This window comes from Sphingomonas sp. MA1305, assembly GCF_016107325.1.
Lineage (GTDB): Bacteria > Pseudomonadota > Alphaproteobacteria > Sphingomonadales > Sphingomonadaceae > Sphingomonas.
In genome coordinates, this window is the sequence record NZ_RCVT01000005.1 from 45,012 (window position 1) to 68,434 (window position 23,423).

Annotated in this window: 18 protein-coding genes; 6 read left to right on the top strand and 12 right to left on the bottom strand. The window is 65.4% G+C overall.

Translation table 11 applies throughout. The annotated features are described in order from the left end of the window. Positions 1–14 precede the first annotated feature (14 nt). On the bottom strand, positions 15–1,448 hold the full coding sequence (locus D9601_RS16815) for a transposase (protein ID WP_226341918.1): 1,434 nt from the start codon (positions 1,446–1,448) through the stop codon (positions 15–17). A gap of 333 nt (positions 1,449–1,781) precedes the next feature. On the opposite strand from D9601_RS16815, the gene D9601_RS16820 reads away from it, so the two are divergent. Further along, positions 1,782–2,468, top strand: a complete 687-nt coding sequence (locus tag D9601_RS16820) for a hypothetical protein (protein ID WP_198355248.1) — start codon at positions 1,782–1,784, stop codon at positions 2,466–2,468. Positions 2,469–2,689: 221 nt separating this feature from the next. Here D9601_RS16820 and D9601_RS16825 read toward each other — a convergent pair whose 3' ends face one another. From D9601_RS16825 to D9601_RS16855, 7 genes are all read right to left on the bottom strand, one after another. Next, positions 2,690–3,757: an endonuclease/exonuclease/phosphatase family protein gene (locus tag D9601_RS16825; protein WP_198355249.1), complete on the bottom strand. Its 1,068-nt coding sequence runs from the start codon at positions 3,755–3,757 to the stop codon at positions 2,690–2,692. Between the two features lie 268 nt (positions 3,758–4,025). Then, positions 4,026–4,532 carry a DUF3833 family protein gene (locus D9601_RS16830; protein WP_198355250.1) on the bottom strand — a complete coding sequence of 169 codons (507 nt, stop codon included), beginning with the start codon at positions 4,530–4,532 and terminating at the stop codon, positions 4,026–4,028. Next, the gene (locus tag D9601_RS16835; RefSeq protein WP_198355251.1) at positions 4,529–6,613 is read right to left on the bottom strand and encodes a catalase; all 2,085 of its coding nucleotides are present in this window, start codon (positions 6,611–6,613) and stop codon (positions 4,529–4,531) included. The genes D9601_RS16830 and D9601_RS16835 overlap by 4 nt, the downstream gene beginning before the upstream one ends. 23 nt (positions 6,614–6,636) lie before the next feature. Then, positions 6,637–7,344: an MIP/aquaporin family protein gene (locus tag D9601_RS16840; protein ID WP_198355252.1), complete on the bottom strand. Its 708-nt coding sequence runs from the start codon at positions 7,342–7,344 to the stop codon at positions 6,637–6,639. Between the two features lie 27 nt (positions 7,345–7,371). After that, the gene (locus D9601_RS16845; protein ID WP_198355253.1) at positions 7,372–8,025 is read right to left on the bottom strand and encodes a Dps family protein; all 654 of its coding nucleotides are present in this window, start codon (positions 8,023–8,025) and stop codon (positions 7,372–7,374) included. A 114-nt stretch (positions 8,026–8,139) separates the two neighbouring features. Continuing rightward, positions 8,140–9,495, bottom strand: a complete 1,356-nt coding sequence (locus D9601_RS16850) for a sensor histidine kinase (RefSeq protein ID WP_198355254.1) — start codon at positions 9,493–9,495, stop codon at positions 8,140–8,142. Next, a complete protein-coding gene (locus D9601_RS16855; protein ID WP_198355255.1) occupies positions 9,482–10,159 on the bottom strand; it encodes a response regulator transcription factor in 678 nt (225 codons plus the stop codon). The genes D9601_RS16850 and D9601_RS16855 overlap by 14 nt, the downstream gene beginning before the upstream one ends. A 132-nt stretch (positions 10,160–10,291) precedes the next feature. Between D9601_RS16855 and D9601_RS16860 the strand changes: the two genes are divergently transcribed. From D9601_RS16860 to D9601_RS16880, 5 genes are all read left to right on the top strand, one after another. Then, positions 10,292–11,548 (top strand): TolC family protein, encoded by a 1,257-nt coding sequence (locus tag D9601_RS16860; protein WP_198355256.1) that lies wholly within the window; start codon positions 10,292–10,294, stop codon positions 11,546–11,548. Continuing rightward, positions 11,545–14,730 carry an efflux RND transporter permease subunit gene (locus D9601_RS16865; protein ID WP_198355257.1) on the top strand — a complete coding sequence of 1,062 codons (3,186 nt, stop codon included), beginning with the start codon at positions 11,545–11,547 and terminating at the stop codon, positions 14,728–14,730. The genes D9601_RS16860 and D9601_RS16865 overlap by 4 nt, the downstream gene beginning before the upstream one ends. Continuing rightward, positions 14,730–15,146 (top strand): hypothetical protein, encoded by a 417-nt coding sequence (locus tag D9601_RS16870; RefSeq protein WP_198355258.1) that lies wholly within the window; start codon positions 14,730–14,732, stop codon positions 15,144–15,146. Before D9601_RS16865 ends, D9601_RS16870 begins: the two co-directional genes overlap by 1 nt. Positions 15,147–15,450: 304 nt before the next feature. Then, on the top strand, positions 15,451–16,707 hold the full coding sequence (locus D9601_RS16875) for an SAM-dependent methyltransferase (RefSeq protein WP_198355259.1): 1,257 nt from the start codon (positions 15,451–15,453) through the stop codon (positions 16,705–16,707). Positions 16,708–17,106: 399 nt separating this feature from the next. Further along, complete coding sequence (locus tag D9601_RS16880; protein ID WP_232474340.1) at positions 17,107–17,904, top strand: ATP-grasp fold amidoligase family protein; 798 nt, start codon at positions 17,107–17,109, stop codon at positions 17,902–17,904. Positions 17,905–17,991: 87 nt separating this feature from the next. Here the strand turns inward: D9601_RS16880 and D9601_RS16885 are convergent, their stop codons facing one another. From D9601_RS16885 to D9601_RS16900, 4 genes are all read right to left on the bottom strand, one after another. Then, complete coding sequence (locus D9601_RS16885; protein ID WP_198355261.1) at positions 17,992–19,770, bottom strand: chloride channel protein; 1,779 nt, start codon at positions 19,768–19,770, stop codon at positions 17,992–17,994. Then, positions 19,767–20,627 carry a prolipoprotein diacylglyceryl transferase gene (gene lgt / locus D9601_RS16890; RefSeq protein ID WP_198355262.1) on the bottom strand — a complete coding sequence of 287 codons (861 nt, stop codon included), beginning with the start codon at positions 20,625–20,627 and terminating at the stop codon, positions 19,767–19,769. The genes D9601_RS16885 and lgt overlap by 4 nt, the downstream gene beginning before the upstream one ends. Before the next feature lie 119 nt (positions 20,628–20,746). Next, a complete protein-coding gene (locus D9601_RS16895; protein ID WP_198355263.1) occupies positions 20,747–22,288 on the bottom strand; it encodes a hypothetical protein in 1,542 nt (513 codons plus the stop codon). After that, positions 22,285–23,421: an MlaA family lipoprotein gene (locus tag D9601_RS16900; RefSeq protein WP_198355264.1), complete on the bottom strand. Its 1,137-nt coding sequence runs from the start codon at positions 23,419–23,421 to the stop codon at positions 22,285–22,287. The genes D9601_RS16895 and D9601_RS16900 overlap by 4 nt, the downstream gene beginning before the upstream one ends. Positions 23,422–23,423 lie beyond the last annotated feature (2 nt).

The window sequence follows — 23,423 nt, forward strand, 5'->3', positions numbered from 1 at the left end:
CCGCGCCTCAGCGATCAGGCATATCGTCGAGCAGGCGAGGCGATCACGTCGTGTTCAATCGACCGGGCCGAGATCGCAGCCGGCGTCAGCGCTGCGGGGACGCATACTCCCCGGCGCGGCTTGCCCGTCAGCCGCTGGGGTCGCGCCAGGACCATCAGATTCATCACCGCCGCGCCGATCAGGAACTCTTCTTCCGCTCCGCGGATACCGCGCAGGTGAAGCCGCCTCATGCCATGCTTACCCTTGGCGTCAGCGAAAAACCGTTCAACCCCGCGCCGCAACCGCATAGACCGCTTGTAGAGCCCGGTTTCCACTTCGGCTCTGGCAAGATCGCGGACGTCCTCATCGTCCAGCCGAACCAGGGTACGACGCCGCGCCGTCGTGCATTTCTTCCGAAGCACGCACGCCTCGCAGTCACGCGCATCGGCTGCATAACGGTGTACGCCGGTGGGCAGATGGAAGGCATGATGTCGGAGCGGCTTTCCGGTCGGACAGGTAAAGCTGTCAATGTCACGATCATAGCTGAAGGCCGTTCGCGGCAGCTTGCCCTTGGTCTGTTGCGTACGGTCGATTACCGGAATGTGCGGGATTGCGCCGTGATCCCTTACGAAGCCGAGGAAGTTGGCGCTGCCATAGGCTTTGTCGGCCGCAACCCGCTTGGGACGATAATCAAAGCGATCGGCCGATCGCTCGAGCATGACGCGCCCCGCATCAACTTCCTCCGCGAACCGAGCCGGTGTCGCCTTCACATCGAGAGCGACGCCACTCGGGGTGTCGACCAGCGCATTCAGGGCGTAGCCGAACCGGCCACGCACCGTTCGCGCCGACCAAGCCGCGGCAGGGTCCGTTCGAGAGACGCCTTGGCAGCTTTTCGAGCGCGCCATTTCAAAGACGGCATCTCCTGTGTCGTGCACCCACTCCCTAACCGCGCGCGACGCGTTGGCGACATACGGCAGGTAGCCAGGAACGGTCTTGCGCTGCCAGCTCGCATCAGCCGCTATGAACGATGCATCGATCGCGGCGTCTTTTCCGCCAATCAGTCCTTCACTGATGCAGCGTCGGACCGTGCTTTCGAACAGGATCCGGAACACGTCGGCATCGCGGAAACGACCGTGCCGGTTCTTGCTGAACGTCGAGTGGTGCGGAACCTTGTCTCCCGGCGCGAGACGGCAGAACCAGCGATAGGCCAGATTGTAGCGCAGCTCCTCACACAGGCGCCGTTCGGACGTGATCGCGTAAATGCGGCCGACCAAGGCCATGCGGATGAGGAGTTCGGGATCGATCGATGGCCGTCCCCTTGCGCTGTAGTGACCGGCCAGTGCCTGTCTCAACTCGCCGATGTCGAGACATCGATCGACGCGACGCAGCAGGTGGTCTGCGGGCAACATGGCTTCTATGGTGCGGCGGGACGCCCCTTCCCGCTTACCGCGACAGGCTGGTCCCATCATAGCGACGCTCCTTTCGGCAGGGGTGAAACGAAGGAGCAACCCGGCATGTCCGGCATTTTCAACAGGCCCGGTCGATTGTCGGGGATGCCGACGCCGATCTGCGACATCGTTCGCCGAGCCACTTCTCCTCTCCCGAAACACTCCCTTCTTTCGATCTTTGGAATTGAGCTAGGCAGAGTCGAGTTCTCGGAGATCAGCACGCTGAACTCTCCGATATGGCCGAGCGCCCGTCCGGGCGGCTGTTAAGGCTGGCCGCCTCACCCAGCTTGACCAACAAACTGTGTCCGGTCGTCAGCCCACTGCGGTACTGCCTTCCCGTGTCGTCTCCCATCTATGCTGACGGGCAAGACAGGAGCTACGGGGCTGCCGACGATCAGGAACGGTCCGTGGCCTCGCTTGAAGCACATCCTTGAGCGATTCACAGCGCGACCTTCCTCGATCGCTACCCAACGAGCAGCTACAACCTGCACCGGCGAACGCGCTGGGTGCGGCAACGTGCACTGCTCGTGCAGTGATCTAGGCCGCTCCGCAGTAACATTCCAGCCACTTCGGCCAATTCCTCGTTTTGAGAATGCCCAGATCCGTTATCTGGCACTCGGCACACCCTCAGACCGCAAAGCATTTACAACTGCCATTCGCGCATTTGCCCTTGCGGGTAGATGGGGTGATCATCTGACGCTCATCGGCTACGGTCGTCATCGCCGACGCCTTGAAAAATGGTCCGCTGCATTGCGGATCGATGCCGTGGTGACCTTTGCTGAAGCAGACTGGCAGCATACCGCAGACCTAAGTTGTTACGATACAGTAATCCTTTTGTCGCAATGCGACGAGCGGAATTTCAGTCTCATGCAAGAAGTGCGTAGGAGGGGATTGAGAATAATTTCGATGAGCCGAGATGCGAATATCGTTGAACTCATCCGCAATCGCGAACTTGGGTTTTCGATCGCAGCGGGAGATGTCTTAGCCCTGAGCCACGCTATGCTGACGACGCCCAAGACCGAGGTGCAACCTCAATCCTGACCAATATGCGCCGTTCCGCGAAGACACGCCCCCTTCGCGGCCCCGGAGCCGGAGAGCGGGGCGTGCACCTGGGTAGCGCGGCGAAACGCACTTTCGGCCAGTGCTAGCAAAGCGTTCTGGCGGCAACCGGGGCGCGAAGGAATGGATATGATCCGGTCGGATTTGCGCTACGCTCCCTTGGCGGCCGGACGCCGGCGATGGATTAGGTCCCAAAGTGCACCTCACGGGATCACGGTGTCTTCCGGCAGCGAGGGCGTAGGACCCGACGCGCGGTAAGTCAGCCGGAACCGGGCGACATAGCCCACATGATCAGACAGCTTTTGGCCGTCTCCATCCCGGCCAAACGGAACATCCACGCCGACCACCTCTAACTTGGACCGCTCCCCGCCCGCGAAGAACTGCAGGTCCTTGGCGCGCCGATGGGAGTAAGCCGCGTCCCCATCGAGCGCTCGACCGTTTCGGACAACGGCGTCCAGCGCGACGTCGACGGGAAAATGCGACCAGGTACGCGCCTCGGGCAGAGGGGTCGTTCGGCGGGCTGTCGGCCACCCCATGTTGAAGTCGCCGGCGACAATTAGCGCATGGCGCGGATCGTGGTTGGCCCGCACGAACCTAGTGAGCGCGGCCACCTGCCGTCTATAGGCGACTGTCGAACGCTGATCATCGGCCCGGGACGCCCGACGACTGTTAAGGTGCGTGTCGAACACGTCGACCGCAGCCGGCGAGCCAGGCACGGCGATGGTGGCCATAACGACGCCTTTGTTGGCGAGGCAGTCCAGGCCGGCGCACGCCGTGGCAGGAAAGGCCGTCCGGTGCACCGCGACGACGGGATAGTCAGAGAGGATCCTGAGGCCACTGCCGACGAGCCTGCCCTCGGTCTCCCCGCGCCACCATCGGGCTCCGGCCGCGAACATCCGATCGGCACGACTTGGCGTCCCGTCTGCGGCTTCGCCCGCGTCCGGCCCGGCTGCAACGTAGCGGTAGCCCGCCGCCGTCCCCAACTCCTGCGCCTCGGCCGTGAACGCCTCCTGGAGCACCACGATCTGGGGCGCGCGGCTTGCGCGCCGCAGCGCGCGCAGCCGCCCGGCGATCTTGGCGATCGCGCTGGCGCGACCCAGAGCGACCGGCCAAGGCAGCCCCTTTACGTTGTAGGTGAGCACGGACAGCGTCCCGTCGAAGGGCGCCGGTGCGGGCAACAAGGGTGCAATCGCGGACTGCTGACCGGGCAGCAATGCTCCCAGCAGCAATGCGAGTCCGCCGCCCAGCACGACACTATTCCATTGGTGCACGCCACACTCCGGAGCGGGACTGACCCTGGCGTGTGACGATCCCGCTAGACTGAAACCGCAGTGTGCGGAGTGGGTGAGGAACGGCGGGCAGCGATCGCGGCGAGGTTGACGATCCTACGCCATCGGAGCCGCAGACGCCGCGGTCAGCTCAGATTGAAGTTCCTCAACCGCGTGTCCGGAAGCAGGTCGTGAGGCCTGCGGGGTCGATCGGTGACGACTTCTCGACGAGACAAACCTCAACGAAGGTCAGTCATAGAGCGGCTTCGGTCTAGCGCCTGGTGATGGTTTCATCGAGGCTGGCGACGGCTATTCCGAACTTCGTGACAACCATGCGATTTCGGGCAACCTGCCCGCCAGGCTGAAGATACAGCCACTGCTGCGCACGGAGACCGCCCTTCATCGGAAAACTCAAGTGCAGCCGATTGCCGCTGACCTGGCCGGCTACCGGTCCGCTCGCGTCGGTCAGCGTTCCTGCATAGCGGCCCAAGCCATCGGGGTGCAGGCGCCATTGGCGGTGCGAGGGCGCGCCTTGTCCACGACGCACCTGTTGGTCCAGCACGATCGTGCCGTCCGGCTCGATCTGTCCTCGCCCCTCCACCAACGTCGTCTGCTTGCCCTTGAAAACGACAGCCAGGGTGCCGCGACCCTCCGTCCGCCCGGTGAAGAACGCTGCCGGATCGAACACCGGTGCCGCCGCCTGCTCGCGCTGGAGATGGGCGGAAGGGACGCAGGCGGCGGAGGCGAGCGCGAGCAGCAGGGCGTAGGCAGTCCTCATGCCAGCGTGCGCACCTTCGGCTCTCTCGCCCAGTAGCGCTTCGCCGCTGCGGCAGCGAGGCCGGCGAGGTCGGTGACACCCTCGTCAGGCTCGACGCCCGCCTTGTCGAGCAGCGGCTTGGCGGCCGTGTTGTGGCCGATCGCCTTGAGATGGCCGAAGGCGTCCATGACCCACTGCACGGCTGCTCCCTCCTTGACGAGCTTGGCGCAGGCGTCCTCCCCCAAAATCACGGCGATGGCATCGACCGTCACTGACGGTTGGCCGAACAACTGCGCGTCCGCGGCGACAGTGGACCCGTCGGCCAGCGGCACGTCGCCAACCTTGGGCGCGATCAGCTTCACCGATCCGCCCGCCTTTTCCACGGCCTGTTTGACGCCGGCGATCTCGCCTGCGTCGCTGCCGTCCGCGATCAGTACGCCAACGACGCCGCCATCCAGCGTGGCGCGCGACCGCGGTCCGTTGATGATGCGCAGCGCCGGCGAGGTCTCCATATCGATCACCGGCGCGGCAGGCGGACTGGCGTCCGGGAGCGGCAGCGCCAAGCCGTCGGCGACCCGCTTGGCCAGGCTCTCGTCCACGTTCCGCAGGTTCGCCATGATGCGCGTGCGGATGTGCGGGATAGACACCTTGCTGAGCTCGAACACGATCGCGCTGGCGAGGTGCGCCGCCTCAGCCGGGTCGAGCGAGCGGAAGAACAGCCGCGCCTGGCTGTAGTGGTCGGCGAATGTCTCCGAGCGGACCCGCAGCTTGTCGCCCGCCTCGTGCGCGGGATAGCTGGAGAAGCCGTTCTTCGGATCCTCGCGCGGGCCGGCGATCTCGCCCGCCTCGCCCAGGCTGTTCGGCTCGTAGTTGGCGCGGCCCTTGAACACCTGCATCTGCATGTGCCCGTCGCGCTGAAAATTGTGAAACGGGCACCCGCCGCGTGCCGCCTTGGCCTGATTGATCGGGATCTGGTGGAAGTTGACCGATCCCAGCCGCTTCAACTGGGTGTCGAGATAAGAGAACAACCGCCCCTGGAGCAGCGGATCATTCGAATGGTCGATGCCGGGCACGACATGGCTGGGGCAGAATGCGACCTGTTCGGTCTCGGCGAAGAAGTTGTCGGGATAGCGGTCGAGCACCATGCGGCCGATCTTGCGGACGGGGATCACCTCCTCCGGGATGATCTTGGTCGCGTCGAGGACGTCATAGGGCTGCTGGTTCGCCCAGTCCTCGTCGAACGCCTGGATGCCCAGCTCCCATTCGGGATAGTCGCCGCGGCCGATCCGCTCGAAGAGGTCGCGCCGCTGGTAGTCGGGGTCGGCGCCCGCGATCTTCACCGTCTCATCCCAGATCGTCGAGGCCAGCCCTGCCTTGGGCTTCCAGTGGAACTTGACGAAGGTCGACTTGCCTTCCGCGTTGACGAGCCGGAAAGTGTGGATGCCGAAGCCCTCCATGGTCGCGAAATTTCGCGGCAGGGTCCGGTCCGACATGATCCACATCAGCATGTGGGTCGATTCCGGCATGAGGCTGATGAAGTCCCAGAAGGTGTCGTGCGCGGTCGCCGCCTGCGGATAGCCGCGGTCGGCCTCCATCTTGGCCGCGTGCACCAAGTCTGGGAACTTGATCGCATCCTGGATGAAGAACACAGGAATGTTGTTGCCGACCAAGTCCCAGTTGCCGTCGCGCGTGTAGAACTTGACCGCGAAACCGCGCACGTCACGCGGCGTGTCGACCGACCCAGCGCCGCCCGCGACGGTCGAGAAGCGGGTGAACACCTCCGTGCGCTGGCCCTTCTTCTGGAACAGGTCGGCCTTGGTGATGTCGGCCAGGCTCTCGTAACTTTCGAAAAAGCCATGCGCGGCCGAGCCGCGTGCGTGGACGATGCGCTCCGGAATGCGCTCGTGGTCGAAGTGGTGGATCTTCTCCCGCAGGACCTCGTCCTCGAGCAGCACGGGGCCGCGCCTGCCGACCTTCAGCGAATTCTGATTGTCGGCGATTGGCACCCCCTGGTTGGTGGTCAGGACGACGCCGTCCCCGAGGCGCTGGTGTGTCTCGCCGCCATTGCCGCGCTCGACAGATATCGTGGTCTTAACGGTCATGGTGTTCACTCCTAGGACCAAATTCAGAAAGCTGGCTTGGCCTCGCCCTTGCGGATGACGTGCTCCTCGTCGGCGTCAAAGGCGCGGTTCCAGACAAAGCGGTAGAGAAGCGCGGCCGCTCCCGCGCCGAGCATCTGTGCGACGATGTAGATCCCGACCTGCGAATAGTCGCCGATAGCGACAGCTGGGCCAAGCGTGCGGGCGGGGTTCAGGCTGGCGCCCGTGACCGGCCCGAAGGCCATGATGCAGAGTGCGACGGTCATCCCGATTGCGAACGGCGCCAAATTTCCTGCCGTTTTGCGGACTGCGGCATTCAGGACCGCGTTCGCGAGTAGGAAGGTGCCCAGCGCTTCGAGCCACGCCCCACCAAGCAGCGACGTACGCTCCAGGTCCACCACAGTGGCACCGAGATGGTGGGGAGCACCCGCGCCATAGATTGCGGCCAAGGCAAGACCCCCACCGACACCTCCCGCCAATTGCGCCAAGATCGTGGGAATGGCCGCGGCGAACTTGCGTTCGCCCGCGATGACCACCGCCAGGGAGAGCGCCGGATTAAGGTATGACCCGCTTTCATTCCCGAAGGCGTAGGCGATCGACATGATCGTCAACCCGTGCGCCAACGCGACGGCGACGGTCTCATTGGGCGAGAGCGCGATGACGGCGCCTGCGCCAATGAAGATCAGCGCGAAGGTTCCGATAAACTCCGCCAGAAGAGATTTGCCGAACCGCATAGCTGCCTCCTCACCTGGGGTGTTGGCTCATTGGATCGGGGGTGTGGGCCGTCCCGCCGGCGCGACGGCGCGGCCGTTGTTCAGGTCCGCGCCCGTGTTCGGATCCGTCGGCGTCGCCTGAATCATCGCGCGGAACTGCCACTGATATTTGTCGATCGCGTGCTGAACCTCCTGCAGGAGGTTGGCAGTGGTGGGATCGCTATCGTTCGTGTCCTTGATGCCCTGACCGATCTCATCGCTCACGACCTTGTAGTTGTGCGCAAACCACGTGATCACCTGCGCATCGTCGACAAAGCCGCCGGGGAACTCAGGCACCCGACTGTTTCGGATAATGGTGTTCGCGCGACCGTCGGAGGACACGCCGATCGATTGCAGTCGCTCCGCCACCTCGTCGGCGTATTTTGCAACCCCTTCGTAATGTTCCTGCAGCAATTCATGCAGCGGATAGAAGAGCGTTCCAGACACGTTCCAGTGCGCTTGCTTCGTCTGCAACTGCAACTGCTGAAGCTCGGTGAGCGTCTGCTGCAACGCCTTGACCGAAGGTCGAAGCGTCTCACCCTGCGGCGCCGAATGCTCGCGGTCAGTGACGCTGTTAAGCGGGAAAGGCCCCGTCTGGGGCTGAGTCTGAGCGAAAGCAGGCGTCGCCAAGGTGGCTGCTAGCAGCAGGGCGGAAAAGCGCATTGGGTTCCTTTCGGCGGAGAACGCACGGGCCGGCCAAGAACGCGCTTCCGGCCCGCAATGGAGGACTGGCGCATGAAACCCGTAAAGGCCAGATTTGGTTGTCTAAATTCGCGTTCAGACTTTGCCGGCTGAGCCGCAAATAATTGCAACGGCGCTGCCGCGGTCGGCAAAGCAAAGCGAGAAGCCATGCAATTCCGCAATGGCTTGGACCAGACTAAGTCCGAGCCCAACGCCGTCACAGTCGTGACGCCCACGATAGAAGCGTTGGGTCACAAGGCGACGTTCGTGCGGCGGCACGCCCGCGCCCTCGTCGGACACCGTAATTACCGGCGTTCCTCCCTCCGTCGTCAGCGAGAGCCCGACAACGCCGGCTCGCGGCCCGAACTTGATCGCGTTGTCGAGAAGGTTGGATACAGCCTCCATCAGAAGGCTGGCGTCTCCCTCAACCGCGGGCGTCACCCCGGCTGTACATTCAAGCCGGATCCCCTTGTCTTCCGCATCGGGGCGGTGAAGATCGCAGGCATCGTCGACCAGCCGGGAGAGGTCGACGGGGGCAAAGCGACTGCGGCGCGCATGGTCCTCAAGCTCGCGGATGCGCAACAGCGCCGCGACAATGCCCAGCAACTTGTCGATCTCGGCGAGCGCGTCCGCCGCCGCCGCGCGGAAAGCGTGCCCGTCTTGCGCCTCGCCCATGGCGCGCTCGACCCGTGCGCGGAGCCGCGTCAGCGGGGTTCGCAGCTGGTGGGCGATGTCATCACCGACCCCGCGCACCTCGCCGACTAAGGCTTGAAGCCGGTCGAGCATGGCGTTGATATGAGCGCAAAGCAGCCCGAAACTGTCAGGCTCGGGCGATACGTGGAGGCGCTCCTTCAAATCGCCCGCAATGACCCGCTCGGTAAGCCGTCCGACGGCCTCGACCTGTCGAGCTGCACGCCGTCCAACGACGAGCCCAACACCCACTGCCAGAACCAGACCCGGCATAAGCCCAAGCAAAAGCGCGCGCTCGATCAGCCGAATCGCGTACTCAGCGTCATCCAGGTCAACGCCAGTCAGCAGGCGCGTGCCGTCCGGCAGGGGACAAGCGACCAGGCGTGCCTGATCGCTGCTCTTGCCGGGCAGCTCCGTGGGCGCAACGGTAAGCGTGGCCGACCCGACCGTCGGCGCTCCGTCCGGCAGCTTGGCGACATTGCCGTCGATCAGCCTTCCGTCCCGATCAAACAGCGCCAGGAAGCGATCGCGATGGATGTCGCGAGCCAGCGCTTCGCGAAGCTCCTCCCGGCGTTCGGCTGGACCGAGCCGGCCAAATTCACGGCAGTCGGCCCGGAACTCGGTTTCCGCGGCGCGGACGTGGCTCTGGCTCGCCAACCACCAGAACAGAGCGGCGAGCATCAACGACTGGGCGACAAGCAGCGCCGCGATAGCGCCGCCCCATCGCAGCGTTGCACGCCGGGCGGGGTCAGCTGCTGACATCGAAACGATAACCCTGTCCCCGGACGTTGCGGATCAGCGGGGGCTCGCCGGCCGCGTCAACCTTGCGGCGAAGCCGGCCAATGTGCACGTCGATCACGTTCGTTTTCGGTTCGAAATTGTAGCCCCAAACGTCCTGGAGAAGCATAGAACGAGTGACGACCCGGCCCGGGCGGCGCGCCATATATTCGAGAATTTGCAACTCGCGTGGCAGCAGCTCCAGCGGCCGGCCCGCCCTGGAAGCTTGCCCGGCGAGCAAGTCGATGTCGATCGGTCCGGCGATGAGCCGCGTATCCCGTGTCTCATTGGGTCGCCGCAGCAGCGCTTCCGCCCGCGCGACAAGCTCCACGAGCGCGAACGGTTTGGCGAGATAGTCGTCCCCGCCCGCGCGCAGACCGCGGACGCGGTCGTCAAGGCTCCCGAGGGCACTCAGCACCAAGGCGGGCGTGCGCCTGCCCTCGTCGCGCAGTGCTCCAATGATGTCGAGGCCCTCTCCATCGGGCAGCTGGCGATCGACGATGATGAGGTCCACATCGTCGGAGCGCGCCCGGGCCAGCCCGTCGGCTGCAGTCGCCCGATGCTCGATGGCATAGCCTGCGGCGGCGAACTCCAGCGCGATCTCACGCGCGGTCCCGTCGTCATCCTCGATCAGCAGGATACAGGTCACTCATCCTGATCATCGCTGATCAGGTCAACCGTCAACTAAATAGCAGTTCAAAGTATGAACGCGGATTTAGACGACGAACGTCGGGTGAGCAGGATACAGCGCCGACGTTCTGCCTACCACCGGGTCACAATCATGCGTTTTACGTTGCCCGCAGCCGCGATCCTGGCGGCTTCGATGCCGGCCTGCGCCGAGGCGCAGTCGGCGCTTTCGCTGGACGCCCTCGTTCAGGATGTTGTCGCCAACAATCCTGAGCGCCAGTTCTACCAGCGCCAGATCGAGACGGCAGGGATAGAGCGCCAGGCGGCGGGCCGCTGGGCCGATCCCGAAGTGGTGGCCGAGTTCGGGGAGAGGAAGGCCAACGATCGCGCAACGGGCGGCCTTCTCGGCGAGGGTCAGACCTATGCCGTCTCAATTGTCCAGCCGATCGAGTTTGGCGGCCGGATCGCGCTGCGCCGCGCGATTGCGGAGCGGCAAGTGGAGCTTGCGCGCGTTGGTCTCCGGCAGTTCGAAGCCACCCTTGCCGCGCGAGCCCGGACGCTCGGCTACGGCCTGTTCGCGGCCGACGAGAAGGCGGCCGCCGCACGCATTGTCGCTTCCCGCGCCCGCACCTTGGCGCACGTCATCGTCTCACGCGACCCCGCCGGGCCGGCGCCCACCTTGGAAGCCGCGGCGCTGCAAGCGTCCGCGATTTCGGCTGAACGCACCGCCGCAATGGCGGATGCTGAGGCCAACTCGATCCTGTACGAATTGAACCAGCTGCGCGCCGCGCCATTCCCTTCGCGCATCCGGATCATCCGGCCGGACATGACGCTGCCCGATCTGCCCGCGCCCACAATGGTCGCCGAGAAGGCGTTGGCCAACAATTTCGAGCTCAAGGCCTTGCGCGTCCAATTCGAGCAGCAAGGCCTGCGGGTAGACCTCGCGCGCAAGGCTCGACTTCCGGTCGTGACGGTCGGGCCCTATTTCGATCGTGCCCGCTCCGACATACGCGAGACCAACTACGGCGTCCGGCTGTCGACCACCATTCCGCTCTGGAACGCGCAGGCCGGGCAGGTGGCCGCGGAACAAGGCCGGCAGGCGCAGGCCAACGCCACGCTGATCGCAGCCGAGCGCAAGCTCATGCGCGACGTCTATGACCAGGTGGCACAGTATGAGGCAAAACGTCGCGCACTGGGACAGTGGGAAGAAAACACGCCTGCGCGCTTCGCCGCTGCTGCCGAAGAGGCCGATCGGAACTTCCGGTTAGGCGCGATCCCGATCGCTACCTACACACAACTCCAGCAGGCCTATATCGACGCGACCAACGCGGTGCTCGACACCCGACGCGAGGCGCTGGACGCATTGCTGCAACTGCGCGCGCTCAACGCCGGGGATCCGCTGTCCCGATGATCGCTTGGCTCATCGATTGGGTCACGCGGCGTCGTTTCGCTGTTGCGCTCGTTTCGGCGCTTGTCGCCGTGGTGGGTATCTGGTTGTTCGCCAGCCTGCAGATCGACGCGATCCCCGACATCACGGGCGTTCAGGTTCAGATTAACACCGCCGTCCCCGCACTCGCGCCGGAGGACACCGAAAAGCTGGTGACGCTGCCGATCGAGCGGGCGATGGGCGGCCAGCCGGGCCTCGATTCCATGCGCTCGCTGACCAAAACGGGGCTGAGCCAGGTCACGCTGCTCTACAAGGACGGCACCGACCAGCTCCGCGCTCGCCAGCTCGTCACCGAACGCCTGAACGCCGTCCAGTCCCAACTACCCGCCGGCTCGACCCCTCAACTCGCGCCGATCACGACCGGGCTCGGCGAGATTTACTACTACACCCTCGAGTGGCGGCGGCCCCCGGCCGGCATGGACCCGCAGCGGCAGCTGATGGAGCTGTACGAGGCGCAGGAATACACGGTCCGCCCCATGCTGAGAGCCGTCGAAGGCGTTGCTGACGTTAATTCGAACGGTGGGCTGGAGCAGCAGTTCGTCGTCGAGCCCGACCCGGCGCGCCTCACGGCGCACGGGGTCACCGCCGCCGAACTGGCCGATGCCGTTGGCAAGAACGTCGAGAACGCCGGCGGCGGCATCATCAGTCGCGGCGCGCGGCGCTTCACCGTGCGTACCAACGCCCGGGTGATGAACGCCACCGAGATCGGCGCCATCCCCGTCAAGTTCGCCGGCGGCGTGCTGCCGCTCACGGTGCGCGATCTCGCCACAGTGGTAATCGGCTCGGCGCCCCGCCAGGGAGCGGCCACGCAGAACGGGCACGAAGCCGTGCTCGGCACGGTGATGATGCTGGTCGGCCAGAACAGCCGCCAGGTCGCGCTACGGGTCGAGGAGGCGATGCCGGGCATCCAGGGAGCCCTGCCCAAGGGCATGGTGCTTCACCAGCAGTACAGCCGCTCCGACCTGGTCGAGCGCACGATCAAGACGGTCGAACACAATCTCGGCGAAGGCGCGCTGCTCGTAGCCTTGGTCTTGCTGGTGGTGATGGGCAACTGGCGCGCCGCGCTGATCGTTGCTCTCGTGATTCCGCTGGCCTTTCTGGTGACGGTCGGCGGCATGCACGTGATTGGCCTGTCGGGCAACCTGATGAGCTTGGGGGCGCTCGACTTCGGCCTGATCGTCGATGGCTCGATCGTTGTGGTCGAGAACGGCTTGCGCCTGCTCGCGGAACGCCGGCAAGAGAAGGGTGAGCCGCTCGACGCTGAGGAACGCCGCGCGACAGTCGCCGAGGCCGCACGGATGGTGGCGCGCCCGACGCTGTTCGGCATCGCCATCATCGGGCTTGTCTATGTCCCGGTGCTGAGTCTGGGCGGGGTCGAGGGCAAGCTGTTCCAGCCCATGGCCGAAGCGGTCATGCTGGCGATCGCGGCGGGCCTCGCATGGACCTTCACGATCGTGCCGGCGCTCTCGGCGTGGCTGCTCCGCGAGCCTGAGAGCGAAGACGACGATGGCCGTCGCAAGGGCGTGATCGGGTACGCCGAGCGCGCCTACGGCCCGGCCCTGGAGCGCGCGATCGCGCATCCTTACCTGCTCGCGGTCGCTGCGATCGTGCTGATGGTCGCCACTTTCGGCGTATTCAAGACCCTTGGCTCGCAGTTTACGCCCAAGCTTGATGAAGGGTCGATGACCGTGATGGTCTATAAGCCCGTCGGCCTGTCGCTCGAGCGCAGCCTCCAAATTGAACAGGAGACCGAACGCGCGATCCGGCGGGCTTACCCACAGATCACGCATACGTTCTCGCGCATCGGCACCAGCGAAGTGGCGACCGACCCGATGCCGCCCAACGAGAACGACCTTTATATCTTCTACGCGCCAGAGAAAGACTGGCCAACGGGCGACGGCAAGCCAACGACCAAGGGCGAGCTCAGCGCCGGCATCGAGAACGTCGCGCATCACGTTTACCAGCAGCAGACCCTGGAGTTCGCGCAGCCGATCGAGATGCGCTTCAACGAAATGCTTGAAGGCGTGCGGGCCGATGTGTCGGTCAAGGTGTTTGGCGAAAATTACGACATACTGGAACGAATAGCCAAGCAGGCGAAGGCCGTTCTGCAAAAGCAGCCCGGCACCGCCGGCGTCGAGTTCGAGACTGCGGGGCGGCCGGAGAGCATCGTCGTCGAGCTGGACCGGGCGGCTCTGCTACGCCTCGGGCTCGGCGCGTCTGAGGTGAACAAGGCGATCACGGACGCGCTTGCCGGCGCGGAGGTGGGCTTCATCCCGGAAGGCGCGGCACGACACGCTGTCGTGATCCGGATGCCCGAGGCGCTGCGCGCCGATCCGTCAGCCATCCTGGCGCTGCCGCTCAGGGTTGGCGATTACGGGATGGTTCCGCTGTCGCGTGTTGCTCGGCTCCGCCAAACTCCTGCCGTGGAACCGATCCTCCACGACGACGGCAAGCGCCGAGCGGCTTTGATGGTTAACCTGGTGACCAGCGATCTCGCCGGCTACGTCGCGAAGGCGCAGCAGGCGATCAATGCCCAGGTGAAGCGTCCACCTGGCTACCGGATCGAGTTCGGTGGACAATTCCACCAGCTTGAGGCCGCGCAGAAGCGACTTTCGATCGTGGTGCCCGCTGCGCTGCTTCTGATTTTTCTTCTGGTCTATGCTGCGCTGGGCAGCATGAAGGAAGCGGCGATCGTCTATACGGCCATTCCGTTCGCCGTCACAGGCGGCGTGCTCGCCCTATGGCTGCGCGGACTTCCGTTCTCTATCACCGCCGCAATCGGCTTCATCGCCCTGTCGGGCATCGCCATGCTGAATGGCCTCGTGCTGGTCGACCACATCAATTCACTCCGCGACGGGCGCGACGGCGGTGAGCGATTGCAACCTGACGAAGCGGTCCGCCGCGGCGCGCATGATCGACTGCGACCGGTGCTATCGACGGCACTGGTGGCGTCGGTTGGCTTCGTTCCAATGGCCATTGCTACGGGCGCGGGCGCCGAGGTGCAGCGGCCGCTCGCGACCGTGGTGATCGGTGGGGTCGTCACCTCCACCCTGCTCACGCTGCTCGTCCTGCCCAGCCTCTACCGACTGGTCGCCGAACTCGGACGCGGTCGGAGCGGTGGCACGGACCAAGCGACCGCCACGTGATGCTCACGCGATCTGATAGGCTTGGCCGATGGGCAGAACTCGTCGACCGCGAGCCGGCACGGATCTTCTCGCTGTTGCCATCAACGTGGGCCATGTCACAGGAGCAGCGCTCGGTTCAGAGTGTGTGCGGCTCGGCTCTGGAAGTGGCATGCCGAGATCCGATCCTCAGGGTCGCTGGGTTGACGACCATGAGGGTGGTCGAGGCGCAGGCCTTCATGGCGTTAAGCGACTTCGAACTCGACCGGATCGTCTCGTCGTCCCGGCGCGAGACGCGCCGGGACGGGCTTGCCACCGGACGACGAATCCGCGCTGTGGCCAATCGCACGCGGGAACGATGCGCCTTTGCCGCCGCGCTGGCCTTCGCCGTCGTGGTGGCTGCTCTGCTCGATGCGCTGATACAGTTGAGGGCACCTTGATGTTTGGTGCCGCGACTTGGAGGTCGGGAACGGCGGCTGCCGAATGGCGGCCCTATCGGGTACTCCGGGTCGGACCCGGCGGTGCGGCGCTGTTCAACTGTGTCGTGGTACCGCGGCATTCGCGACTGGGCCGCCATCGGCGGCCGGCTTTGAAGCAGACCTGGCGCTCGCTTGCCAGCCTGCACGAATACGGCATCCATTGTCACGCGCTGGCGCTTCGAGCCCGCTGGGTTGCGCCCATAGCCCGAGCGCCGAGCGACTCTCTCCAACACTTCCTCGTTCGCTCAACGAAGGGCTAGACCTGTTGCTGCTGTTAGATCGCTTCCTGCGCAAGCTGGTCCGTTCTGGACCCCTGTCAGTCACCTATGCTGGCGGACAGACCCGCCGATATGGCGAGCCGTCGCCACTGGTCGCGCCGGTGGCGATTCGGTTCACCGATGCCTCGACGCCACGCCGCGTCGCCCTGAGCCCCGCCAAAGCCACAGGCGAAGCCTTCATGGATGGCCGTCTCGTCATCGATGAAGGGGACGTGCGGTCGTTCCTGCATCTCGTGGGTCACAACACGCGGTGGGATGCGGACAACCCGACCCGGGTCGCGCTCTGGCGTGCCCAGCGCCTCGCATCCAAAGTCGACGTTTGGAACTGGCAACGACGATCGAGACGCAACGTCGCCCACCATTACGATCTGTCCGACGCCCTCTACGATCTCTTCCTTGACGCGGATCGGCAATACAGCTGTGCCTACTTCGCCGACGAGGACGTTTCGCTCGATCAGGCCCAACTGGATAAGAAGGCCCACATCGCGGCGAAGCTCGCTCTCAGCCCAGGGCAGCGCGTGCTGGACATCGGCTGCGGTTGGGGCGGCATGGCGCTCTACCTGAACAGAGTCGCCGACGTGGACGTGCTTGGCATCACTCTATCGGAGGAGCAGCTGAAAGTCGCTCGGGCCCGGGCTGCCGCAGCAGGGGTCGCCGGCCGGGTCCGGTTCGAGCTGCTCGACTATCGGGCCGTCCAGGGCAGCTTCGACCGCATTGTGTCGGTCGGAATGTTCGAGCACGTCGGCCCGCCGCATTACGGAGCGTTCTTCAGAAAGTGCCGCGAGCTTCTCACACCGGAGGGGGTAATGCTGCTGCATACGATCGGGCGCGCCGACGGCCCCGGTTCCACCGACCCCTGGACGGCGAAGTACATCTTTCCAGGCGGCTATGTGCCGGCGCTCAGCCAGATCATGCCCGCCCTCGAGCGCTCGTATCTTTGGCTGACCGACTTAGAGGTCTGGCGCCTTCATTACGCACAGACCTTGGACCTTTGGTATGATCGCGTCGAAGACCGGCGCGACGAGGTCGTTCGCCTCTATGACGAGCGGTTCCTGCGCATGTGGCAGTTCTACCTGGCTGGCGCGGTTAGCGCCTTCCGCAATGACGGCCATGAGGTGTTCCAGCTTCAGCTCACCCGACGACGCGACGCCCTGCCTATCGTGCGAGATTATATGGGCGCTGCGGAGGCGGCTTTGGCCCGACCCTTCGACTTGCCGCAGGGAGATGCGCGGGGCAGCACATGAAAAAGGTCTGCTACTTCGTGCAACTAGCGTTCTTTCCGGAAGATTTGGAGGCGGTGCGGTGGCCGTCCTGTGGGCCAGCCGACGTCCGCGCAGGGCGTTCGATGGCCGTTGCCCGAGGCGCGCGGCTGGATCTGAGGGGCATCGCCGGCGAACGCGGCGCCGCCGGCGCCGCGTACCCGTACCTTAGGTTAGGGACCACTCCTCGCGTCACAGCGCGGGTGAAACCAACCCAGGTCGGGTGGTACAGGCGCCAAGCGCGGGACGCGATCGCGAATGCCGTCATGGGCAGCTGCGGAGCATCCGTGGCCTTCCGGTCGTAGGGTGCTTCTTCGTCGTGGCCGGATTTCACTGGCCTATCTCTGGCGGCACCGCCGGCTGCCGCGGCTGGATGCACCCAGCTTGTTCACCGAGCTGGTGCAGCACCGCAAGCTGCACGACCGTGATCCACGGCTCGGTGCATTGGTCGACAAGGTGATCGTCAAAGCTTGGGTGGCTCAGCAGCTCGGTCAAAAGTGGGTGACACCCACATTGTGGACCGGCTCGGCGCTGCCCGCGCTACCCCCATGGCCCAGGCCATTTGTCGTCAAGTCGCGCCACGGCTGCCGTCAACACGCATTCGTCCGCACCGGCGACGAAGATTGGGCGGCGATCCGTCGCGGGGCGCGGCGGTGGATGCGAGGAACCTACGGCCGGTGGCTCGATGAATGGGCCTATTCCGGTCTCACCCCCGGCCTGCTCGTCGAGCCTTTCATCGGGAAGAATGGCGTCCTCCCCATCGACTACAAATTCTTCGTGTTCGCAGGCCACGTGGCCTACATACAGGTCCACCTTGGTCGGGAGCACGACCATCGCTGGATCCTGCTCGATCGCGATTGGCGGCGCGTCTCAGCAAGGACGTCCGATCCCGATCCGGCTCCGCCGCGGGCGCTCGCCGCGATGATTGTTGCTGCGGAAGCGCTTGGCCGTGAATTCCCTTTCGTGAGGGTCGACCTTTACGCGACTGGCGGTCATCCGCGTTTCGGCGAAATGACCTTCTATCCAGGGTCCGGCCTGGATCCGTTTGCGCCCGTGTCGCTGGACGCGCGCCTTGGGACCGATTGGCTCGCCGCTCTGGGTGGTTCGTCGCAGCTCGGCAGCGGTTCGCAGGCTGTTGTCGCGGACATCGCCTCCAGCCTGACCCCCTGCCCTTCCACTTGACGGGGCGGGGCACGTTTCAGGACTACACGCCGACGTTCGACGCCTCTCGAGGCCGGCCGCGAGGTCCCCGATCAGCAGCCGGACGGTTTAGCGTTCCCCGAACAGTTCGCGTTGCGCCTTCTCCAACTCTTCGGCGTAACGGCGTCGCACATAGCTTTCCGAAACGATCCCCAGTACATGCCGGTCATTATCCAGCACCGCCAGTTCGTCGGTGCGCGCTTCGTCGAAGCTGGCCATGACCGCGCCAATGTCCATGTCGGGGCCGAGCGCCGCCTCGCGGTTCGACGCGAGCGTGGCGACCGGGGCGGCCGGGTCCAACCCATCAGCATAAGCGCTCGGGACGACGGCGATCCCGGCATAGGTGCCGTCGGCATCGACCAGCACCGCGCGGCTGGTGGAGCCCAGGGGAAATGCGCGCCGGAATTCTGCGATGCTCATGGATGCGGGCGTCGCCCTTGCGTCCTTGCGCATCATGCCCGCAGCTGTCAGCGTCCTAACCCAGCCGACATCCCGCGCACTCTTGATCGTTTCTCCCCGTAGGTGCAGCCGCCAAGTCGAGAACGAATAGCCGAACAGCTCGCGCACGAGCGTGGAGGAGACGAGCGATGCGGCGATGACCGCGCCCGTGAGCGGGAAGTCGTGTGTGGCCTGCAGGACCAGCATGGCCATGGTCATCGGGCCGCCGACTACCGCGACCGCGAAGGCGGCCATGCCGACTAGCGCGGCATTGCGAGGGTCGACGACGGGGTGGCCGACCATCATCGAGAGGCCGGCGGCGAACAGGTGGCCGATGAGCGTGCCCAGGAAAAGCGAGGCGAAAAAGAGGCCGCCGCGAAATCCAAACCCCAGCGAGACGATCGACGCCGCGCTCTTCGCGAACAGCACGAGCAGGATGAAACCGAGCGAGGCGCCTACGGCAAGGTCGGCATGAAGCGCGCCATGACCTGCCGAGAGGACCTGAGGCGACACCATGGCGACCGGAATCAGCAGCCCGCCGCCGATGGCCGGGCGACACCAATCGGGCACGCCGGTCCGTCGTGAACCACGTTCGACCAGCGCTACCGTCCGCATCAGGGCGATGCCAAGGAGGCCGCAGATCGCGCCGAGTGCGGCATAGACGAGATAATGGTGGCTCTCGACCGCCAGATTGGAGGCAGCCTCGATCAGATAGGGTTGCACGCCGAAGGTCTGCGCGACGAGCGCGCCCGCCAGCGCGGCGGCGGCCACAGCAGCAATTGCCGACGGGGTATAGGCCCCGATGACGATCTCGAAGGCGTAGAAGGCGCCAGCCAAGGGCGCTCCGAACGCCGCCGCGATAGCGGCTCCGGTGCCCGCGCCAACCAGCGTCCGTTGATCGGCGCGGCGCAGCTTGAGCCGCGTCCCCAGCACAGATGCCACCGCCCCACCCATCTGCGCGTACGCGGCTTCGAGACCGACCGAGGCGCCGAATCCGTTCGAGATGATCGTCTGACCGGAAATGACGAGGCTGTCCGGCAGCGACATGCGTCCGCCATGCAGCGCGTTTGCCTCGACGGCATCGACCAGTCGGCGCTTACGCGCCTGGGTTGCATAACCGAACGTGGCGAGGACGAGGCCGCCCACCGGCAGGACAATGAGGCTCGCCAGCCCAAGTTCCGCGACGCCGCTCAACCGCGTCTCCGGCGGCAGGGCGAACAGCAGATGTTGTAGCGTGCGCGCCAGCGCACCCTGAATGATGCTCAACAGGCCGGCTATCCCGCCGACGACGATCGCCAAGACGATGAAGAAGGCTTCACTTGACCGCAGCCATCCTCGGACATCGCGGGCCACCAGGCGCGCGCGACGACGAGAGAGGATTTGCGCGGACGCGATGCGCCGGTCGATCATTGCCGGGCAGCGGGAGAATAGGGCTCGCGACGCAGCTTGCGCCGTGACGCGGAGGCGATCAGGTAGACGCCGCCAACGAACATCGGCAGCGTGAGCCATTGGCCCATGTGAAGCCCGGTGCGCGCGGCGAACGCGACGAGCTGCGCGTCCGGCTCGCGGAAGAACTCGACCGTGAACCGCGCCAGCCCGTAGCCGATGAGGAAGGCGCCGACGAGCAGCCCCGGCTTCCGGCGCGCGTCGGTGAACCAGAACAGGATGGCGAGCGTCGTGAACAGGGCCAATCCTTCCAGGCCGGCCTCGTAGAGCTGGCTGGGATGGCGGGCGAGGCCGTCGTGACTGCCCGGAAACACCATGGCCCACGGAAGACCGGAGGGCTTGCCCCACAACTCGCCATTCACGAAATTCGCAAGCCGGCCGAAGAACAACCCGATCGGCACCGTGCAGGCGACGTAGTCGTGGACCCTGAGCCAGTCGAGCCCGTGGCGGCGCGCGAAGAGGACGATCGCCAAGGAAACGCCGACCGCGCCCCCGTGGAACGACATCCCTCCATCCCATAGCTTCAGGATGCTCCACGGTTGCAGCAGCATCCAGGGACCGTAGAACAAGACGTAGCCGAGCCGCCCACCGATGATGACGCCCAACGTTGCGTAGAACACCAGGTCGTCCGCCTGCGCGCGCGACATGGGCGCGGCCGGACGACGCAGCAGCCGAAGGAGGTAGCCCCAGCCAAGGACGATGCCGGTGATGTAGGCGAGCGAGTACCAGCGGATCGGGAGCGGCCCTAAGCTGAATGCGACCGGCCTCAGGCCTAGATCGACGAAGTGCAGGTGGCCGGCGGCTGCAGAGAAATGTGTCAAGCTTTCTTCCTTCCGCGACCTCCTACGCGCCGCCTTATTTCAACCCAAGCGAGTTGCGTCCCCCCTCCCTCCGCGCCCGCGATCTAGGCACTGTTGGAGCGTCTCGCCTTAACTGGCCGCTACGACACCAGTGTGTGTGGACAGGCGGAGGGCGCACGGGAGTTACCCGGCCCACGTCTGTAGACGAGCCGAATCCGGCTATGCCCTGTCGGTATGCAGGCAGCGAGGTGGTAGTGTTCCGCGAGCGCACCCTCCAGTATTCGCCGCGTGGCCGGGTTGCCGAAAGCAAACCGCGGAAAATCATCGACGATGGCGTCGGGATGGGCAGCAAGGATGCGCGCGACCTCCGCAACTGGGTCGACTCCGAGCGCGGCTGAGCTGGCCTCGTCCACCGTCGCGAGGTGGCCTGGAAATGCCCAACGCGTCGGCAGACAAGAATGGGTTTGCATGTAGAGCGCGGGATAACCGTCGTAGATGTAGATGCAGCCCTTTGCCGGGCGCGCGGCGGCTGCAACTGCCAGCGCAGCCTCGCGACCGCCCTTCTCCCGCTCGCTCACCGCGAGCACGGTCTGGCCGACCGCCCAGACCACTCCAAGCGATGCGATGATCGCCGTCCTGCGACGACGCGCACCGTCGAGCGAAGGCGCGAGCAGGATTGTGCAGGGAACGAGCGGCGGGATGCCGTAGTGCGGGCTGTCGAAGCGCCCGTAGGCGAGGAGCGACGCGATACTGGCGATCAGCCACCCCGCGATCACGCCCGTAACCGCGTCCTTGTCGCGCCAGGGCCGCGACGCCACGACACCAGCGAGCAATGGCGCGACGATGCCGGCGATGATCGCCAGCCCCGCGAGTTCGGTGGCGATCGGCCGTCGCTGTTGCCCCAGCACGGACGCGAAGTTGCAGAACAGGAATTCGTGCGCGTGACCATGCCCCGCATACCAGGCAAGCGCGAGCGCCGTGGGCAGCGCGGCGCACGTGATCCACATAGCAGCGGACGCGATCAGGCGATCCCATGGCTCCCCGTCCCGCCTGCCGAGCCAGAGAAGCGCACAACCAAAATAGATGCCTTCGATGAGCACGCTGTATTTGACCTGCGTCGCCAGCCCGACGGCAGCCATTGCTGCGGCCCCGAACCGCCGCGTGCGTCCGCGCCCGGCGGCGGCGTGCGCAACGGCTTTGGCCGCCAGAGCCATTGGGAAGGCGTAGAGCACCGACGCCTGCCCACCCTCCCCTTCCATGAAGTCGAGCCAGAGAAGGTATGTCGCGGCCGCCGCGGTCGCGCCGAACCGGGTCGTGTGCCGACGCGCCAGCAGGAATATAACCCAGGCCGTGCCGGTCGCGAAACACGCGGCCATCAGTTTGTATTGCACGAAGCCGTCGCCGCCCAGCAGCCGGGCGCCTGCGTAGATCACGAACAGGCCGATCGGCTTCCGGTCGAAGATGTCGACGTAAGGGGTAGCTCCCTGCAGCATCCGGTCGCCGACGAGCAGATAGAACTGCTCGTCAAAGCCGAGCACCGGGTTGCCGAACGTCTGAATTCTGGCTGCTAGAGCGACGATCGCCAGCAGTCCGAGCGCGGTAAAGGCTTCTGGCGCTCGTTTGGCCCGATCTACGTCTCTCCCGACCGTCAGAATAGCGCCGTGGCCCAACGAGAGGATCAACGCGCGTCCGGCATCGGTGGCGGGACCGCCGGGCTTGTCGTCTCGGGCGCGAGCACGCCCGCCGGTCCCAACTGCGAAGACGGGGCAGCGGAGGGTTCCTGCAGCGGGCTGCTCGACGACGGCTCGGGTGCAGCCTGCACGGGCGTGACAATCGGCGCGCTGGCGCGATGTCCTCGGATGCGGTCGATCTCCGCCTGGCGCTTGTGCATGTAGATAGCCCGCCGGGTCTCGTACGGGTCTGAACTCGCGCGAACCGTGCGAGCTCGGTCGTCGGACTCAGCGCGCCGGTCGAGGATCCGGACTACTCCCGTAGAGGCGAGATAAGCGCGGCCGCTGAACGGACCACGCAAGTAGGACACGGTCCCCACTCGGTCCACGACCCCCCCGACAAAGTCGCGCATGGTGGTCGGCCCAATCAACGGAAGGAAGAAATATGGTCCCGGTCTGACGCCGTAATAACCGAGCGTGTCCCCGAAGCCGTTGGGGCGCCGCGGGAGTTTGAAAGGGCGGCGCTTTGCGACGTCGAACAGCCCGCCAATCCCTAGCGTCGTATTGAGCGCGAAGCGTCCGATCGTCTCCGCGGCTTTGCCGGGCTTCAGTTGGAGCGCATAATTCAGCGCCACCGTGGGCTCGTGCAGGTTGTTGAAGAAGTTGCGCAGTCCGCTGCGGACCGGATCGGGCACGGTTCGCTTGTAGGCAAGCGCGGCCGGCCCGGTAATCGCGTCGTCAACGGCCTCGGTCGCCGCGAATGCCTGTTCATTGACCTTGTGCAACGGGTCTCCGGGTGGACGGGCGGTCACCACGATATCTGCAGGCGCAGCAGAGGAGTTGGCGGTGACGCCGGTCTTGGCTCCCGGGCCGCCGGGGCTGGCCTGGACCGCGGGATCGGCCGGGATTGAGGAGCCTGCCGGCCGGTTAGCCGTTGTTGGCAAATCAGCCGTTCCGCCCGCAGCGACCGGTCGGTCGGCCTGTATTTCCTCAGAGCGCGTCATCCCCACGGATGTGCTCCCGTCCGCAGGCGTTGCTCCTGTGGACTGGCTCGACACCGGAACCGCTGATCGCGGTAAAGTATTCGTTTGAGCGCCGCCGGTATCGGAAGGCGCGGTGATGGCGAGCGCCGCCGCGATGATCATGA

Coding starts and splice junctions, on each gene's coding strand:
- D9601_RS16815 (WP_226341918.1), bottom strand. CDS start 1,448: ATGATGGGACCAGCCTGTCGCGGTAAGCGGGAAGGGGCGTCCCGCCGC.
- D9601_RS16820 (WP_198355248.1), top strand. CDS start 1,782: ATGCTGACGGGCAAGACAGGAGCTACGGGGCTGCCGACGATCAGGAAC.
- D9601_RS16830 (WP_198355250.1), bottom strand. CDS start 4,532: ATGAGGACTGCCTACGCCCTGCTGCTCGCGCTCGCCTCCGCCGCCTGC.
- D9601_RS16835 (WP_198355251.1), bottom strand. CDS start 6,613: ATGACCGTTAAGACCACGATATCTGTCGAGCGCGGCAATGGCGGCGAG.
- D9601_RS16840 (WP_198355252.1), bottom strand. CDS start 7,344: ATGCGGTTCGGCAAATCTCTTCTGGCGGAGTTTATCGGAACCTTCGCG.
- D9601_RS16845 (WP_198355253.1), bottom strand. CDS start 8,025: ATGCGCTTTTCCGCCCTGCTGCTAGCAGCCACCTTGGCGACGCCTGCT.
- D9601_RS16850 (WP_198355254.1), bottom strand. CDS start 9,495: ATGTCAGCAGCTGACCCCGCCCGGCGTGCAACGCTGCGATGGGGCGGC.
- D9601_RS16860 (WP_198355256.1), top strand. CDS start 10,292: ATGCGTTTTACGTTGCCCGCAGCCGCGATCCTGGCGGCTTCGATGCCG.
- D9601_RS16865 (WP_198355257.1), top strand. CDS start 11,545: ATGATCGCTTGGCTCATCGATTGGGTCACGCGGCGTCGTTTCGCTGTT.
- D9601_RS16870 (WP_198355258.1), top strand. CDS start 14,730: ATGCTCACGCGATCTGATAGGCTTGGCCGATGGGCAGAACTCGTCGAC.
- D9601_RS16885 (WP_198355261.1), bottom strand. CDS start 19,770: ATGATCGACCGGCGCATCGCGTCCGCGCAAATCCTCTCTCGTCGTCGC.
- D9601_RS16900 (WP_198355264.1), bottom strand. CDS start 23,421: ATGATCATCGCGGCGGCGCTCGCCATCACCGCGCCTTCCGATACCGGC.